Origin of the sequence: Bathymodiolus thermophilus thioautotrophic gill symbiont (genome assembly GCF_003711265.1) — a bacterium.
Taxonomy (GTDB): domain Bacteria; phylum Pseudomonadota; class Gammaproteobacteria; order PS1; family Pseudothioglobaceae; genus Thiodubiliella.
Genome location: NZ_CP024634.1, coordinates 713750 through 729853, shown reverse-complemented (window position 1 = coordinate 729853; position 16104 = coordinate 713750). Strand labels below are relative to the sequence as shown.

At 37.0% G+C, this 16104-nt stretch carries 14 protein-coding genes; 7 read left to right on the top strand and 7 right to left on the bottom strand.

All coding sequences use genetic code 11. From position 1 onward, the window contains the following. Positions 1-83: 83 nt before the first annotated feature. Positions 84-5231 (bottom strand): beta strand repeat-containing protein, encoded by a 5148-nt coding sequence (locus tag MS2017_RS02595; protein ID WP_122951155.1) that lies wholly within the window; start codon positions 5229-5231, stop codon positions 84-86. Positions 5232-5566: 335 nt separating this feature from the next. Between MS2017_RS02595 and MS2017_RS02590 the strand changes: the two genes are divergently transcribed. Then, on the top strand, positions 5567-6595 hold the full coding sequence (locus MS2017_RS02590) for a bifunctional transcriptional activator/DNA repair enzyme AdaA (protein WP_071563683.1): 1029 nt from the start codon (positions 5567-5569) through the stop codon (positions 6593-6595). After that, positions 6588-7715 carry a DNA alkylation repair protein gene (locus MS2017_RS02585; protein ID WP_122951154.1) on the top strand — a complete coding sequence of 376 codons (1128 nt, stop codon included), beginning with the start codon at positions 6588-6590 and terminating at the stop codon, positions 7713-7715. The genes MS2017_RS02590 and MS2017_RS02585 overlap by 8 nt, the downstream gene beginning before the upstream one ends. Here the strand turns inward: MS2017_RS02585 and MS2017_RS02580 are convergent. Continuing rightward, positions 7712-8344 carry a hypothetical protein gene (locus MS2017_RS02580; RefSeq protein ID WP_071563681.1) on the bottom strand — a complete coding sequence of 211 codons (633 nt, stop codon included), beginning with the start codon at positions 8342-8344 and terminating at the stop codon, positions 7712-7714. The two genes, MS2017_RS02585 and MS2017_RS02580, sit on opposite strands and share 4 nt — an antisense overlap. Positions 8345-8375: 31 nt before the next feature. Then, positions 8376-9284, bottom strand: coding sequence for a hydroxymethylbilane synthase (gene hemC / locus MS2017_RS02575; RefSeq protein WP_122951153.1), 909 nt, complete (start codon positions 9282-9284; stop codon positions 8376-8378). A 38-nt stretch (positions 9285-9322) separates the two neighbouring features. Here hemC and MS2017_RS02570 point away from each other — a divergent pair, with 38 nt between their 5' ends. Genes MS2017_RS02570 through fmt form a run of 3 tightly spaced genes read left to right on the top strand, consistent with a single transcriptional unit; the run spans position 9323 to position 12032 of the window. Next, positions 9323-9727, top strand: coding sequence for a thioredoxin family protein (locus MS2017_RS02570; RefSeq protein WP_122951152.1), 405 nt, complete (start codon positions 9323-9325; stop codon positions 9725-9727). Next, positions 9724-11106 (top strand): argininosuccinate lyase, encoded by a 1383-nt coding sequence (argH, locus tag MS2017_RS02565; protein ID WP_122951151.1) that lies wholly within the window; start codon positions 9724-9726, stop codon positions 11104-11106. The genes MS2017_RS02570 and argH overlap by 4 nt, the downstream gene beginning before the upstream one ends. Further along, entirely contained in the window at positions 11103-12032 is a 930-nt protein-coding gene (gene fmt / locus MS2017_RS02560; protein ID WP_122951150.1) for a methionyl-tRNA formyltransferase, read from the top strand. The genes argH and fmt overlap by 4 nt, the downstream gene beginning before the upstream one ends. Before the next feature lie 415 nt (positions 12033-12447). Here the strand turns inward: fmt and MS2017_RS02555 are convergent, their stop codons facing one another. Next, positions 12448-12795 (bottom strand): hypothetical protein, encoded by a 348-nt coding sequence (locus tag MS2017_RS02555; protein WP_071563676.1) that lies wholly within the window; start codon positions 12793-12795, stop codon positions 12448-12450. A 14-nt stretch (positions 12796-12809) separates the two neighbouring features. Continuing rightward, on the bottom strand, positions 12810-13337 hold the full coding sequence (locus MS2017_RS02550; protein WP_164707582.1) for a hypothetical protein: 528 nt from the start codon (positions 13335-13337) through the stop codon (positions 12810-12812). A 422-nt stretch (positions 13338-13759) separates the two neighbouring features. Between MS2017_RS02550 and MS2017_RS11100 the strand changes: the two genes are divergently transcribed. Further along, a complete protein-coding gene (locus MS2017_RS11100) occupies positions 13760-13909 on the top strand; it encodes a hypothetical protein (protein WP_164707581.1) in 150 nt (49 codons plus the stop codon). Positions 13910-13918: 9 nt separating this feature from the next. Further along, a complete protein-coding gene (locus MS2017_RS02545) occupies positions 13919-14470 on the top strand; it encodes a cytochrome b (protein WP_071563674.1) in 552 nt (183 codons plus the stop codon). A 101-nt stretch (positions 14471-14571) separates the two neighbouring features. On the opposite strand, the gene MS2017_RS02540 is transcribed toward MS2017_RS02545, so the two are convergent. Both MS2017_RS02540 and MS2017_RS02535 read right to left on the bottom strand, forming a co-directional pair. Next, a complete protein-coding gene (locus MS2017_RS02540; RefSeq protein ID WP_164707580.1) occupies positions 14572-15585 on the bottom strand; it encodes a polysaccharide deacetylase family protein in 1014 nt (337 codons plus the stop codon). Then, positions 15582-16040, bottom strand: coding sequence for a tRNA (cytidine(34)-2'-O)-methyltransferase (locus MS2017_RS02535; protein WP_122951148.1), 459 nt, complete (start codon positions 16038-16040; stop codon positions 15582-15584). Before MS2017_RS02535 ends, MS2017_RS02540 begins: the two co-directional genes overlap by 4 nt. Between the last annotated feature and the right edge of the window lie 64 nt (positions 16041-16104).

Below are 16104 nucleotides of genomic sequence, written 5' to 3'. Positions count from 1 at the left end.
TTACCCTTCTTTTATACCATTTTCAAAAATAAAATGGTATAAGAGCAATATAATCCCCTTAAGGCTACTGTCCAGTATAGAAACTATATTATTGTTCCATCAACAGGCGGGGGCGTTGGAAAACTTGGGAGGGTAAATTCAATATTACTGCCTGATGCACCTGCTGCATTACCAGCTATATCAATAATTGCATCACTAGGTAGTGAGATAACATCACCAATTTCTAGGTTTGAATTATTGCCTAAAATTATTACAACAGTATCGTTTGATATCGAGACACCAACTCCAATGCCAAAAGAATGATTATTGTCAACAGTAGGAACAAATGTGTTAGCAGAAAGGTTTTCTGAAAATTTAAAAATTAATTCGTCGCCTTCATTATAAACACTGTTGGTATCGTTATCCTTGATAAGGATACTGCCTGTGACCGCCTTAGTTGGCGCCTTGGTATCAATGGCCTGATTCCCACTTGTTGTTTCAACAACATAATTATTTGCAGAGTCTTTGACTGTGTTAGCCTTAAGAGAGGCTGTCATATTTGTACCTGTATCCTTGTTGGCTTCAGGGGTAATAATAAATGTCCATACCTTGCCTGCATTAGCATCTGTTGCTGCCACTAAACTGTTGGCTTTAACTGCGCCATTGACAATGGCAATATCGTCTTCAGTAAGACCTGTTACTACCTCACTAAAGGTAAAGGTGCAAGAAACTTCATCGCCTATTTTGGCAATATTAAGACCGGTAAAGGCAATGTCTAAGGTTGGCAACATAGTGTCAATAACAATAGCTTTGAAATTTGCAATATTATGATCGCCAATAGGGATTTCCGTAGCGATCATGACATTACCTGCCATATCTTCTGGCGTGTTTGCACTAAGTGCAAAACTACTAACACTAAGATCTTCACTGTTTTGATTGGTAGCAATTATGTAAGTACCCGTTAAAGTGGTGCTATTTGAGGAGGTTGTTAATGCGACTATGGCGCCTGTGTTCAGGGTTAATATTATTTCACTGTTCGCTTTCAAGGTTTCGCTGGCAGTGGCAACGATGTCGATTGTATCGCCAATTTTATAAATGCCATCGCTTGTAGTTGAGGTGAAATCAACAATGATTGGAAGGGTAGTATTAATAGCAAAACTGTGTTCTTTTTCTGCAGAAGATTTGCCTGCTAAATTAATCAATTTAGCAACCACATTGCCTGCAGTGATTGAAACCGAATCTGTTGCAGGTACATTGATTTCCCAAGCCTTTCCACCTGAGGTAAATTCAGCAGACTCATAGTTTTTTCCATTAAGACTAATAATGACTTTGTTGCCATCTGATGCATTACTAATGGTGCCTTTAACCGTAAAGCCATTGGTTTTTTCGCTGGCATTAATAACAAAGTCTGTACCAGCGATTTCACTAATGGTATTGACGAAAGCATCTGGAGATTCAGAGTCAATATCTTGCTCATTGTTTGCCGCCTTGACACTGTAAGCATTACCTGCAATATCTGTAATGCCACTATTGCTGGTTGGCACTGAAACTATTAATTTGCTACCGGCATCTGTACCAGTGTTAGGGGTGATAACGAGTGTCCATTTTTTATCTGCATCGACACCTGTGGCTTCTACTAAAACCGCATTACTTTTAATTGTACCATTGGTAATAGCAATACTTGCTTTGGTAAAGCCAGTTACTTTTTCGCTAAAAATAAAGGTGTAGGTAACTTCTGTACCTGCTTTAACGGCACCTACATTATCATCACTAATGATTAAAGTTGGCGCCATGGTGTCAATGGCTTGATTGTTGCTTGATTCGACAACACCATTACCTGCAAGGTCTCTAACTTTATTGGCATCAACAGAGACTGTCATATTTGTACCCAAGCCTTTGTCGGCATCAGGAATAACAACAAGTGTCCATTTTTTACCTACATCAGTACCTGTGGCTGCCACTAAGTTAGCGCCAGATTTAATAACGCCATTGTCGATGGTAATATCACTGAGTGTAAAATCCACTACTTTTTCGTTAAAGGTAAAGGTATAAGTAACTTCTTCATCTGCTTTGGCTACGCCCATGGCTTTGTTACTGGTAATGTCTAAAATTGGTGCGGAGGTATCATAAGTGATGCTTGTACTAGATAAAGTAATAGGCGCATTGCTACCATCTTTTATAGTTACTTTGGCGATGTAAGTGCCATCTGCCAAATTAGCAAAGTTTGAAGTGCTAACTTGGCTATTTAATGACCAAGTTTTACTAGAACTGTCAACAATTATGCCTGTGGTAATATCGTCGCCTACTTGAATACCATCCTTGAAAATCTCAATTTTTTCAATAACAACCGTATTTTCGCCACCTACAATTGTTCCTGACAAGGTGACGGCTGATTTTTCAGCAGCACCGATGTAATTGTCATCCGTTGCACCTGTCCAGTTAACACTGGTAAAGAGGTTTTTAGCATGAACAATTACCGTTTGTTCTTTAGTATTACCAGCAACATCAGTTGCGGTGATAATAACCGTATGATCAGCTTCAGTCATTTGCTTATCTTTGTAAGTAAGAATACCTGTTGCTTTTGCCACATCATCTTTGAACTCAAATAAATTTTTATTCGCACCCCCTGTAACCGAATAAGTAACACCCTCATCTTTGTCACCCCCATCGGTTGCTTGTGCATCATAAACCTGAACACTGGTTTCTACTTTAGTAGCAACATTGACTACAACTTCATTGCTGAGTACTGGTGCCAGGGTGTCTAATGTAATTGACAAAACAGCGGAGGCAATGCTTTGATTGCCTGAAGCATCAATTGCCTTTGCAGTGATATTTGTTAAATCTGCTGCTAAAGTGATATTTTGGCTGAAATTACCACTGTTATCAGTAGTAGTTGAGCCCAACAAAGTATCACCATTGAATAATTTTACAGTGGAATTTGCCTCGGCTTCGCCCATGATGGTTACGAAGGTTTTGCTGGTTTCATTGTCATGATTATTAGAACCTGTGTCATCATCAGTTGCTAATTTCAAATTAGCTGGTGCATTCGGGGCTTTGGTGTCAATAATAATCGTATTGGTAGCAGCCACTGGACTGGCAAGATTTGCCACATTGCCAGCGATGTCGGTAATGGTGCCTGAGCCCATTAATACCAATTTGTTAGCGTTGGCAGTAATGCCATCAACATTGTCTGTCTCATTAGCGACGATGGTGTAAGAAAATTTTAATGTGTTTGTGCCTGAGCCTGATACATAAGTTGCTTCTTTTTCGGTATCGCCAATCATAACTTTATAGACGGGTTTATCTATATCTGTATTGGCAGTAACAATTACTGCTTCGCTCATAACGATGCTAACAATGACTTTATCGCCCACTGTGAGTGAACCTGTTTTGATCACATCTGAACTGTCGGTAGCACTTATAGTCACACTTGCTACGGCTGAACCTGTAGCATCAAGCGTGTATTCTTTTGCAGCAATCGCACTGATTTTTTTAGCGTCAACTTGGGTTCCGTCGTTTGCTTTTGAAACAACTACTCGTATAATATTGATGCCTTCACTGCCTAAATCAACATTGTCCCAAACAATGACTTTGGAGTTGTTGACAGCATTGCCTTTTTGCCAGTTGCCGTTATTAACTGAAAGCCAAACGCTTTCATTGGTCTCAAGTGAGTCGTTTAGAGTTGTTGAAATATTTTGTATCTTTGTTTGGGTAATAAGATCATTGTTGACTCCTGTATCAGCAGAGAAAGTTAAACCTGCATTGGTAATTGGCGATACATCAAATGTTGTGTCAGCAACAAGTGCATCGGCAGCTGCGTCAACTTTTAATTTATCGGCAAGGGCTTTTGCTTTTGCTACTTTAGCGCTAGCAAGTGCATTATCTTTAGCCTCCTTAAATTCAGCAGTACCATTATCGTAATCATTTTTACCGATACCGGTGATTGCATTTTGAGCAGCAACTTCTGCGGCAACTTTATTGTCAGCATTGGTGCTTGCATCGGTTTTCATTTTATTTTTAACTTCGATCAAGCCAGCAGTAAGTTTGCCTGCTATTACAGCTGTTAAGGCGCCGACTTTATCAATACTATAAGCAACACTATCAATAACATCTTGGAGACTGGTGCCATCTGAAACTGCACCTGAAAGTGAGGCGGCTACTTGGCCTGCTTTTATATTGCCCTCTTCATCGCCGACACTATTAATTGTATCAACCTTTGTTGTAAAAATATTGCTTTCCAAATCAAGTGCGTTTCGTGTTACTTCTTCAAGTCTTTCTATTTTTTCTTTGTCAATGCCGACAAAAGAACCCTCAGCACCAATAATCAATTTTTTGTCATCGTTACTAGCAGTGATATAAGCACCAACAATAACTTGTGTTGCAATGGTAGTTTGCACATTAATATGCGCTGTTACTGAATCTGAAATAAATGTAGCAATGGAATACAGATCATTCTGCAAGGTTGCTTCAGCATTACGCACTTCGTCTAAGAATGTTATTTCATTAGAGGCTTTAAGTCGAATGTAAATTGTACCCGTGTAAGCTCTGTAGCCTAACCCTAAGTCATTTACAGAAACAGTATAAGCGCCTCCTTCCTTAAGGTCAACATTGGCCATTTGATTGCCGTCTTTGTCATAAATGAAAATCGCATTACTAACTTTACCACCTGTGTACATACCTGCTGAAAAAACGCCATTTAGTGAGAATTCAGTATTATTATCGTTGTCGTTATTACTACTATTACTACCGCTACTAGCAATCGCAAGTACTGCCACCATAAATACTGCTATACTGCCAATATTTGAATCAATAAACTCACCAAAACTTTGCGTTGTTTCATCTGTCGCACTAGACTCAGTAGACACAATAGATTGGTCACCATAAAAATAAACAACTTGCGTACCATCTTCTAAAGTAAAGAAGATGTCAGCAATAACATGATAAAGTCCACCGTCTTTAGCAGGTAGAGAAACTAAGCAAGATAAATCACTGGCACAAACTTCAAAATAGTTGTCAAAAATAATCACACCATCTTCTGAGGCTACTTCTAAATCATCACCGACTTTTTTGGCAATTAAATTCAACTTATTAATATCAAAATCCTGAGTATTTAATTGATAAGTTACCCCTGCTTGAACTTGAATATGTTGAACCCCTTTAGTAATAATAACAATTTCCTCACTGAGCTTGTTACTAATCTTTTGTGCTTTGGCTTGTAATACTGTAATTTGTTTCTGTGTTTTGACTTGCATAATTACTCCTTAATTTATTAAGTTATAGGTATCTATCAAACTATATCTAAATGAGACCTTTGCGTAAATAATGATTAGCAAAATTCAATTTTTGCCCACTTGGTGATTATTCATATTTATGCAAAGGTCTTAAGTATTTAAATAATAGCATTTAAGTATTTCGGTGACCAGCGGCATTATATCATTAAAATTTACCTACACAAAAAAAATCACACTTAAACAAACGCCAAATCACACCAACCAGACTTGCACCTAACGCCAGTGTTAAATAAAAGGAAATGAACTTGTTAAGTTTTTGTCAACATGTTGCCTTTTAGTGCTTATAAAATAGCGCAATGAAACAATTAACTTTTAATGAGAAATATACACTTATTCAACCAAACTCACTGTCGTCATATATAACGGCTGTTGTTACTACGGGTATTTTTTGTCGGGCGTTTTGTCGGGCAAAAAAACCGAAAGCGGAAAATGTGGTGTTTTATGACACGCCGAATGATGCGATTAAGGCGGGGTTTCGTCCTTGTAAAATTTGTAAGCCGATGGAGGTTCAGGGAAAAACGCCTGATTATATTGAAAAAATTATCTGGCAATTACAAAATGACCCGTATTTAAAAATCAAAGATTATGATTTGAGAAAACAAGGCATTGAACCCAATAGAATTCGTCGCTGGTTTAAGGTTAATCACAATATGACTTTTCACGCTTATCAGAGAATGCTTAGAATTAACAAGGCCTACAATCAAATTAAAGGCGGTAATTCTATCACCAATACCGCTTTTGGGCTGGGTTACGAGAGTTTAAGTGGCTTTAATCAAGGCTGGAAAAATATCTTTGGAAGCAGTGATAAGCATACTGAAAAAACTGTGATTAACATTATTCGCTTTCCCACCAAAATTGGCACTATGTTTGCCTGTGCCACTACACAGGGATTGTGTTTGTTGGAATTTAGTGATAGACGAATGTTAGAAACTGAATTTAAGGATTTGTGCAATCGATTAAATGGAGTGATTTTGCCAGGGAGTAACCAATATTTAGACTTGGTACAAACGCAAGTTACAGAATATTTGGATGGAAGGCGCAAAAAATTTGACCTTGATTTACACATGGTGGGTACTGATTTTCAACAACAGGTTTGGCATACGCTACTTAAAATTCCGTATGGCAAAACCTGGAGTTACAAATACGAAGCTAAAATTTTAGGCAAGCCAAATGCCATTCGTGCGGTCGCCAGTGCGAATGGTTGCAACAAAATTGGCTTAATGGTGCCTTGTCATCGTGTCATTGCCACGGATGGCTCGCTTGGTGGCTATGGTGGCGGATTAGATAGAAAACAATTTTTACTGGATTTAGAAAAAAATGACTGAAAAATTTTCCCTTAAGGATGAACTTTTTAACCCAAAAAAAGTAACTTATTTGGCTACATTGATTAAAGGTACCAACCCCGATTTTAAAGACACTGAGTTTACTCAAAAAATCATTGCACAATTTCCAAAATTAGAACTAAAACAACGCATTGTTTGCATTCGAGAACAGTTAGAAATCTATTTGCCCAATGATTATCCAAGTGCTTTGAAAATTATTATAAGTGCCTTACCTTGTGAACTTGATCCAAATAAAGTTGACCAAGATTTTGGTGATTTTATTTTCGCCCCTTTGTCTGATTTTGTGGCAAAAAATGGCTTGCAAAATCAATTTCTAAACTTGTCATTTAACGCCTTAGCAGAAATCACCAAACGCTTTAGTTGCGAAGATGCAATTCGATACTTCATTAACCACTGCCCCAAAGAAAGTTTTGCCTTTATGCAAACCATGGCACACTCAGACAATTACCATCAACGACGCTTAGCATCGGAGGGTTTGCGACCAAAATTACCCTGGTGTATTGGTATTGATTTTGATTACAAAAAAGCACTGACTGTCTTGGATGGATTGTATTCTGACAACACTCGCTATGTTGTGCGTTCGGTTGCCAACCATCTGAATGACATTGCTAAAATAGACCCTGATTTAGTCATTCACACGCTAACAAGATGGCAAATAGAAGGTAGGCAGAGCAACCCAAAAGAATTGGATTTTTTAATCAAGCATGCATTACGAACTTTGGTAAAAAAGGGCAATATTCAAGCACTTGGCTTACTGGGATTTAACGCCAATCCTGATATTAAAATTAACGCCTTTCAGGTTAAAAATAAACAAATAAATTTGGGCGAATACCTAGATTTTTCATTCAAAATTTCATCCACAAAAGAAATGAAATTAATGTTAGATTATAAAATTACTTACTCAAACCCAAGTACAAGACTCTGTGAAAAAGTGTTTAAAATTAAACAACTGTCACTGAAAAGCAATGTGCCTGTTGTTATCGAAAAAAAGCATTTATTTAAGCATATGAGCACCAAAAAACTTTATCCAGGCAATCATCAAATACAACTGCAAATTAATGGCACACTGTATGACAAAGGCGATTTCACTCTGATTTTTTAATTTCTGGTATTTTTCTCAATACGCAACACGGCGAGCATAATCACTAACATTACAAATATAGCCAGCGCTTTCCAAATGGCAAAATAGGCTGATTTTTCTATTTTCAACGACCCAATTTGTAAAAAATTGCGCGCGTCTTGTGCCTTCATTTTTTGAAAAAAGGCTTGGTCGTGCCATTTGACAAAGTTATCCACATTGATTTCACCCCCAACATTTGCAACTTGTCTGGTTAATTTTGCCAAAGATTTAACATACGCCAACTGCAATGCTTGAGGGTATTGATTGAGCTTGACCTTGGTTGAGATTTTAACTTTTTGCTTGAGGTCGATTTTGTTAATCACACCATTCGGAAGGTTACTTAGTGCGCCAACAATATCGTTAATATACGCATCAAATTCTTGATTAAAATATTGATTATTGTTTAGATTTTTGCCAATCTTTACTTCTTGAGTGCGTATTAATTTTTGATAATCAGCAAGTTTAATATTGGGTGCATCCACTTTGCCGTCAACTTTAACATTGATTTTGTTATAACCTATGGTAACCGCCATAACTAATGCAATAATGGCAAATACTAAACCTACAACTTGTGTAATTCTAAGGAAACTTTTTTCGATAATTCTTAACATGATATGGCCTTTTTTTGAATAATAATAATATTTATTTTAAAATATCTCGCGCACCCATGGCAATTAATTTATCGGCTAATTGTGTGCCTAATACTTCAGCATCATCAATGTTGCCAAATACCTGATGTTTTAATATCACTCCAGAGTCCACATTACCCACCAAGCCTGACAGTGTGATTTGCTTGCTATCAATGGTCGAATAGCCTGCAATTGGCACAGAACAGCCCCCTTCTAAACGGGCATTCATTGCTCGTTCAGCGTTGACTCTATAGGTGGTTTCAGCATCAATTAAAGGCTTAATTAAAGTCAGAACCTGAGTATCATTTTTACGAATTTCAATACCAACTGCTCCTTGTCCAACAGCAGGTAACGATTGTTCGGCGGATATTTGTTGTTTAATTCTGTCTTTAAAGCCAAGGCGGATAAGTCCTGCACATGCCAAAATAATCGCATCAAATTCACCATCATCTAATTTTTGCAAGCGAGTATTAACATTACCACGCAAATCTAAAATTTCTAAATCAGGACGGATGGCTTTAAGTTGTACGATACGGCGCATTGAACAAGTGCCTACTTTGGCGTTTTGTGGTAAGTCATCAATACTGTCAAAATAATTAGAAACAAAAGCATCAAATGGGTTTTCTCGTTTTAAAATCGCACCCAGTTCGAATGCTTCGGGGATTTCATACGGCACATCTTTCATTGAATGCACAGCAATATCTGCTTCGCCTGCTAACATACCTATTTCCAATTCCTTGATAAACAAACCTTTTCCGCCAATTTTAGACAGTGGAGAGTTTAAAATTTGGTCACCTTTGGTTGTCATTTTTACCAGCTCAATCGTCAAATCAGGATGATGATATGCCAACTTAGATTTTACATATTCAGCCTGCCATAGTGCGAGTGGGCTTTTGCGTGTAGCGATTTTTAGCGTTTTCATATAAAATACTGACTTTTAAAGAATAAACTATTTTACTGATGTTAGTAGACGCAAAAGATTTTTTTATCGATGGGAGAATGGCAAAACATAAGCAAATACCCATCTTAGTTATGTTCTCAGCGCCTAATTGCCCCTATTGTGAATTGGTTAAACAGGAAGTAATCAGGCCAATGAGTGAATTAAAAGAATACCAAGATAAAATAATCTTACGCCATATTTTTTATTCTTCGTTAGAAGAAATTATTGATTTTTCAGGGCAACGCAGTAACCATTCTCAATTTAGTTTTAAGTACAATACCAAGTTTTATCCTACATTAATGCTGTTTGATAATCATGGCAATGTGCTGGAGAAAAAAATTGGCGTTACTTTAATTGAGACCTATTGGACTGAATTAGATACCCTGATTACACAAGCAACCAAACAACTTAAGGCAATACTATGACAACCACTAACCAATCTTGGGGCGGACGCTTCAACCAACCAACTGACGAATTTGTGAAGATTTTTGGCGCTTCAGTATTTTTTGATAAAATTCTCGCCCCGTATGACATTGCTGGCTCAATTGCACACGCCACAATGTTGTGCGAAGTCGGATTGTTGACTGATGAGGAAAAATCACAAATTATCGATGGTTTAAATACCATTCTTGCTGACATTGAAGCCGATAAATTTGAATGGTCAATTGATTTAGAAGATGTGCATATGAATATTGAAGCGCGCTTGGTGAACATGATTGGCAATGCAGGTAAGAAATTACACACTGGGCGCTCTCGCAACGACCAAGTGGCAACTGATATTCGCTTATACTTGCGCAATCAAGTGGATGACATTAACAATGAAATTAAGCGCCTACAAAGCGCATTGCTTGATTTGGCAGAACAAGAGGTTGACACTATTTTACCCGGCTTCACGCACTTGCAAGCCGCACAGCCCATAAGTTTTGGTCATCATATGATGGCGTATTTTGAAATGCTGTCTCGTGATGCTGAGCGCCTCATTGATTGTCGCAAACGACTCAATTCAATGCCACTTGGTAGCGCCGCATTAGCGGGCACAACTTACCCAATTAATCGAGTTCGTACTGCTGAATTACTGGGTTTTGAACGCATTTGTAATAATTCGCTAGATGGTGTTAGTGATCGTGATTTTGCCATTGAGTTTTTAAATGCTGCCAGTATTATCATGATGCACCTTTCACGCTTTTCAGAAGAATTAATTTTATGGTCAAGTGCACAATTTGATTTTATTGAATTGCCTGACAGTTTTTGCACAGGCTCTTCCATTATGCCACAAAAGAAAAACCCCGATGTGCCCGAATTGGTTCGTGGCAAAACAGGTCGTGTGTATGGTCATTTAACCTCGTTGCTTACCATTATGAAATCCCAACCATTGGCTTATAACAAAGACAATCAAGAGGACAAAGAGCCATTATTTGATACCGTTAATACGCTCAAAGCGTGCTTGCGTGTATTTGCAGATATGGTGCCAACCATTGAAAGCAAACGCAATAATATGTATAACGCTGCCAAAAAAGGCTACACCACTGCCACAGATTTAGCTGATTATTTGGTTAAAAAAGGCTTGCCATTCCGTGATGCACACGAAGTGGTAGGTAAATCAGTGGCTTACGGCATTCAAAAACAAAAAGACTTGAGTGAATTAAGCCTAAAAGAATTACAAGCATTTAATGCAGACATTGAAAACGATGTCTTTGATATTCTTTCCCTAGAAGGCTCACTTAACGCACGCAACCACTTAGGCGGCACCGCACCAAATCAAGTCAAACAAGCCATTAATAACGCACGAAAAGCCCTTAAATGAAAATAATTTTTGCAGGTACACCTGAATTTTCAGTCGGCGTTTTAACAGCGCTTATCAAAGCTGGACATAACATTGTTGGCGTTTACTGCCAACCTGACCGCCCCAAAGGCCGTGGTAGGACACTAACCCCCTGCCCTGTCAAAGTAAAAGCATTGGAACACAATTTACTTATTCTGCAACCAGAAAGCTTCAAAGACAAAGACGCACAAACTGAACTCAAGAACTTAAACGCTGCCATCATGATAGTTGTGGCTTATGGTCAAATCCTACCCAAAGAAGTGTTGCAAATGCCAAAATATGGTTGTTTAAATATCCATGCCTCCTTATTGCCTCGCTGGCGCGGCGCTGCCCCCATTCAACGGGCTATTTTCGCAGGCGATAAAACCACAGGCATTGGTATTATGCAAATGAACGAAGGCCTGGACACGGGTGCTATTTTGCTTGAAGAAACCTGTGAAATCACCGATACCGATACCGCACAATCGCTACATGATAAACTTGCTTCATTAGGCGCAAATGCCATTATTACAGCCTTAAAAGAGTTAGAAAATTTATCACCCACACCACAAAATGAAGCCAACATAACCTACGCCAAAAAACTAAAAAAAGACGAAGCGTGGATCAACTGGACACAATCTGCCACACAAATCAACCGCCAAATCCGAGCCTTCAATCCCTATCCCATCGCCCAAACCAATGCAACAAGCGATAAATTTAACGACAAAACATTACGCATTCTATCTGCCACCGTGATAAACAACAACCACAATCACCAACCCGGTGAAATCATCAAACACGATAAGAAAGAATGCCTTGTTGCCACAGGCGATGGCACACTCAGTTTAAAAACTGTGCAACTCTCAGGAAAAAAAGCACTCAATATCAAAGATTTTAGCAATGCTTATACACTCACAACACTCAAATAATTGCATTTGAATTGCCTTTTATTGGGATTGCCCACACTCTAAAAAAAATAACTAAATGCGTTATTTTTCCACCCATTACTGCGGATTAAGTGCAATTCAATGGTAGCCTTGATATTAGTAAAGTTCAAAAATAAACAACAGGGCTTGTGTGTAAATATAAATAATATAGTGCTTAATAAGGATGGTCGCTAGATTGCTTGGTTTATATTTGCAAATGGTATAATTGAAAAAATTCAATTTTTACCAAATTGGTGACTTCTGTCAACCTTGTCTTAACAAGACTAAGGTTCACAAAATTAGTGAAAAGTGGATTTTTTGATGATGATTTAGGGTTACTTGGTTTGTTTTGGAATAATAGCGCAACATTAGCCAATAATTAAATTTTTCAAAAAACCTTAATAATTTTGTATATTAATTATCTTTTTATTGTTATAACTTTTTTATTCGCAAACTTTAATCGATACTTTTCTCCGCCGCTATAGACAGAAATTTCTCCATTTTTCTGAGCGCAAATAAAAGCTTGCACACTCTCGGGAACAATTTCTTTTTTTAATGACTCCATGTCTATCTCTTTAACACGCTCATAATAACGGAAAACAGCATGATCTGTAATAGCAAATCCATTCTCTTGAACTTCTCTATCCTCCCTATTTTTTCTTAAGGATGGACGAATGATTGCCTTGTAAAAATCACTTTTCTTGTATTTTTTGGCTCTCTCTTCTTTGGTTTTTTTAGTAAGCCACTTTTGGTTTTTTTTGCTCATAATGAATGATCTGACTAAAAAATTGAACCAACGCCTTTAGGATCTTCAAGATCTTCAAACTCATTAATAAATTCTATCTGAGCAATTATTGATTTTTTCACAAAATACATAATTAACAACGCAATAAGTAAAAAAGAAAAGAATGGCGTGCTACGCGGAATAGCCACTCTTTTAATATAACTCCATTTTTTACGAATGCCGTCTTTTTGTATTATATCTGCAATCGAAAATGTAACACTTTTATATACGCTGTACCATATATTAGGTATAGAATTTTTAGTAATAGCAATATTTGCATCTAATGAACGGATTGTTGTTACTGCGCCTTCAACATCTTTCAAATTTATAGGTAACCTACTATGGACATACCATCGGTTATCATGCTTAAGTAAAAGTTTATTTTTGGCGGTTATAATAACAAGACTTCCATAGGAATCTTTATTGCTACTTAGAAACCGCTTCAGTTTATCGATACATTGCGTGGTATTGTTATTGGGTAACTTAACACACATTTCAGAAAATTTATTCAGTGTATTGGCCATATTGAGCATTGCTGTCTTTTCTACTTTGGCTATACTTTTATAGTAGTAAAAATTATTAACATATGTTAACGGTAATACAAATATCACAAATACCAATGTGTAAAACACATACGGCCTATCTATATTGATTCTTTTTAAAAATTGATAAATCATACTAAATACAAGAGAAGTTCTAGACAACGGTAAATTTGTTATTATACATCCAAATATACACTTGATTTAAGTAATTACTTATCTAGTCTAAAGATAGGAAATAATACCATTTGTATGGCGCTTTAACTTAAGACCTTTAAATGAGGCATTTATCTAGTAGTTAAAAAAAATCAAAAAGTGCTCGTGTGAAGTCACTTTTTATTAATAAGGTTGTGTGTTAAATCCACAAAAAATAAATATCTACTTTATAATGAGAGTTTTGCATAAATATGAATAACCATCAAGAATCCATTTTTCGCCCACTTGACAATTTTTTTCCAACACCCCCAGCAGTCCTCTTAAAAGGGCAAAAATTGAATTTTGCTAATCATTTATACTTATGTAAAGATCTTATAATATTTAAAATTTCAAAAAAATAGGAGAAAAACATGCGGGACACAAGAGAAAAATTATCTGCTTTAACAATAACACTACATTGGATAGTTGGTTTAAGCGTTATTGCATTAGCAGTTATTGGGGTTTATATGAGTGAAAACGAAGCGTTTGAACTTTATCCTATTCACAAATCAATAGGCGTTTTGATTTTTGCAGTCATTATTGCTAGAGTTTACTGGCGTTTTGTTAATGGTTGGCTTGAGCCTGTTTCTACCTACAAAGCAATTGAACACAATCTAGCGAAAATAATACATTGGGTGCTAATCATTGCCATTGTTGTCATGCCAATTTCAGGTTTTATTATGTCTGGTGCAGGTGGTTATGGTGTGTCAGTTTTTGGCTTGGAGATTATTGCAGCACAATTTGACCCTATTGCCAAAGAAGCCATTCCGCATAATGCAGCACTTGCTGGCTTTATGGCAGAAGTCCATGAAATAGCGGGATGGACTATGATTGTCGCTATTGTGCTACATTTTTTTGGCGCTTTAAAGCATCATTTTATTAATAAAGACAATACTTTAAGAAGAATGCTGGGAAAAAATTAAAAAAATTATTGCGAGACCTATTTTTTTAAACCTTGTCCTGCCAGGGCTAAGGTCTCATTATAAAAAACCTGATAGTTAAATTATTGCCAATTGGTTGGCTTTTATTGCTCTTTGATTTTTAGATTAACCCATTGAACACTATACCAATAATACCTGCCTTTTTGTCCACTGGGCATAGTGCAATTGTATTTATTACGGCGATAGTCCAAAGGGTTATTGGCAGTAATGGCAACACTTTGATTGCCTTCCCATGTCATATTTACACCACCACTAGCAAAACAATTAAAATTGTTTTGCTGGTATTTGTTGAGAGGTTTGGAAAATTCCAGTGTTAAAGTTGGTGGGTTTTGGGTGAATATCGGATTGGTGGTTTTGGCTTTAATTGGCATTGGCAAGGCATTAACTTTGGTTTTAAAACTGGACATTTTGGCGTAGCGTGTTGCCATCGGGAAACGCGGTAAATTTTGTCGATTGCTTGTCTCAGATACCACGCCAGAATGCTGTCCAAAAGCACTATAACCCATATTTTTAACTTGATTTAATATTGCTAAACTCGCCTCACCGTAAGGATAAGCAAGAATTTTTTCGCGTTTGCCTAATTGCTGCTCCAATCGATTTTGTGCTTGGGTAATTTTCACTTTAACTTGCTCTTTATTTAAATCTAATAAATGTGAATGCGTGCTAGTGTGGTTATAAAATTGCATAATTTCACCTTGAATATCACGCATTTTTTGCCATGACATCATTGCTGGATATTTTTTATCCATTGGTTCAGTGGCAACAAATACACTCATTGGCATTTGATATTTTTCCAGTAAAGGATAGGCGTTTTCAGCAATAGATTGATAAGCATCATCAGCCGTTAATACCACGCATTTATTGGGTAAATTACCCTCTTTTAAATGTGCCAACATGGTTTTAAGTTTAAGCACTTTAAAATGATTGTCTTGCAAATACTGTAAATGCTGCTCAAATAATTCAGGACTAACACTGGTTGATTTGGGCTTGGTGTCAGAAAAATGATGATACATTAAAACCACGCAACTGCCTGCATTTGCTGTTGAAGCAAACAATAACAATAACGCAATAAGACCTCTATATAAAACGACATTCATTTTTTTGCCCCCATAAACGCAATTTGCCGCCATGCCTCGTAAGCCACAATAGAGGCACAATTTGATAAATTTAAACTACGAGAACCTGCTTGCATGGGCAGGGTAATACCCTGATATTGACTTAATATATCTTCAGGAAGTCCTCGTGTCTCTGGGCCCAAAAGTAGCGAATCATTGGCTTGATAGTTAACTTCTGTATAAATGGTTTTAACCTTTGAACTTACTGCAAACAACCTTTCAGGTTTTGCTTTGTCCAGATAATCCTCAAAATTATCGTATTCCCGCACACACGCTAACTCTTTGTAATCCAGTCCTGCTCTGCGTAATTTCTTATCCTCCATGTCAAAACCATACGGCTTAATAAGGTGTAAATTTGCACCCATATTGGCACACAAACGAATAATAGCGCCCGTATTATTAGGTATTTCTGGCTCAAATAACACTAAATTCAACATAATATTTTATTTTTGACTTGATAAGTGGCTAATCATCCCATAAATAATCTTTAAGCAATTAAAA

Coding starts and splice junctions, on each gene's coding strand:
- MS2017_RS02595 (WP_122951155.1), bottom strand. CDS start 5,231: ATGCAAGTCAAAACACAGAAACAAATTACAGTATTACAAGCCAAAGCA.
- argH (WP_122951151.1), top strand. CDS start 9,724: ATGACAACCACTAACCAATCTTGGGGCGGACGCTTCAACCAACCAACT.
- MS2017_RS02580 (WP_071563681.1), bottom strand. CDS start 8,344: ATGTTAAGAATTATCGAAAAAAGTTTCCTTAGAATTACACAAGTTGTA.
- MS2017_RS02535 (WP_122951148.1), bottom strand. CDS start 16,040: ATGTTGAATTTAGTGTTATTTGAGCCAGAAATACCTAATAATACGGGC.
- MS2017_RS02555 (WP_071563676.1), bottom strand. CDS start 12,795: ATGAGCAAAAAAAACCAAAAGTGGCTTACTAAAAAAACCAAAGAAGAG.
- MS2017_RS02570 (WP_122951152.1), top strand. CDS start 9,323: ATGTTAGTAGACGCAAAAGATTTTTTTATCGATGGGAGAATGGCAAAA.
- MS2017_RS02545 (WP_071563674.1), top strand. CDS start 13,919: ATGCGGGACACAAGAGAAAAATTATCTGCTTTAACAATAACACTACAT.
- MS2017_RS02590 (WP_071563683.1), top strand. CDS start 5,567: ATGAAACAATTAACTTTTAATGAGAAATATACACTTATTCAACCAAAC.
- MS2017_RS11100 (WP_164707581.1), top strand. CDS start 13,760: ATGAATAACCATCAAGAATCCATTTTTCGCCCACTTGACAATTTTTTT.
- hemC (WP_122951153.1), bottom strand. CDS start 9,284: ATGAAAACGCTAAAAATCGCTACACGCAAAAGCCCACTCGCACTATGG.
- MS2017_RS02550 (WP_164707582.1), bottom strand. CDS start 13,337: ATGGCCAATACACTGAATAAATTTTCTGAAATGTGTGTTAAGTTACCC.
- MS2017_RS02585 (WP_122951154.1), top strand. CDS start 6,588: ATGACTGAAAAATTTTCCCTTAAGGATGAACTTTTTAACCCAAAAAAA.
- MS2017_RS02540 (WP_164707580.1), bottom strand. CDS start 15,585: ATGAATGTCGTTTTATATAGAGGTCTTATTGCGTTATTGTTATTGTTT.
- fmt (WP_122951150.1), top strand. CDS start 11,103: ATGAAAATAATTTTTGCAGGTACACCTGAATTTTCAGTCGGCGTTTTA.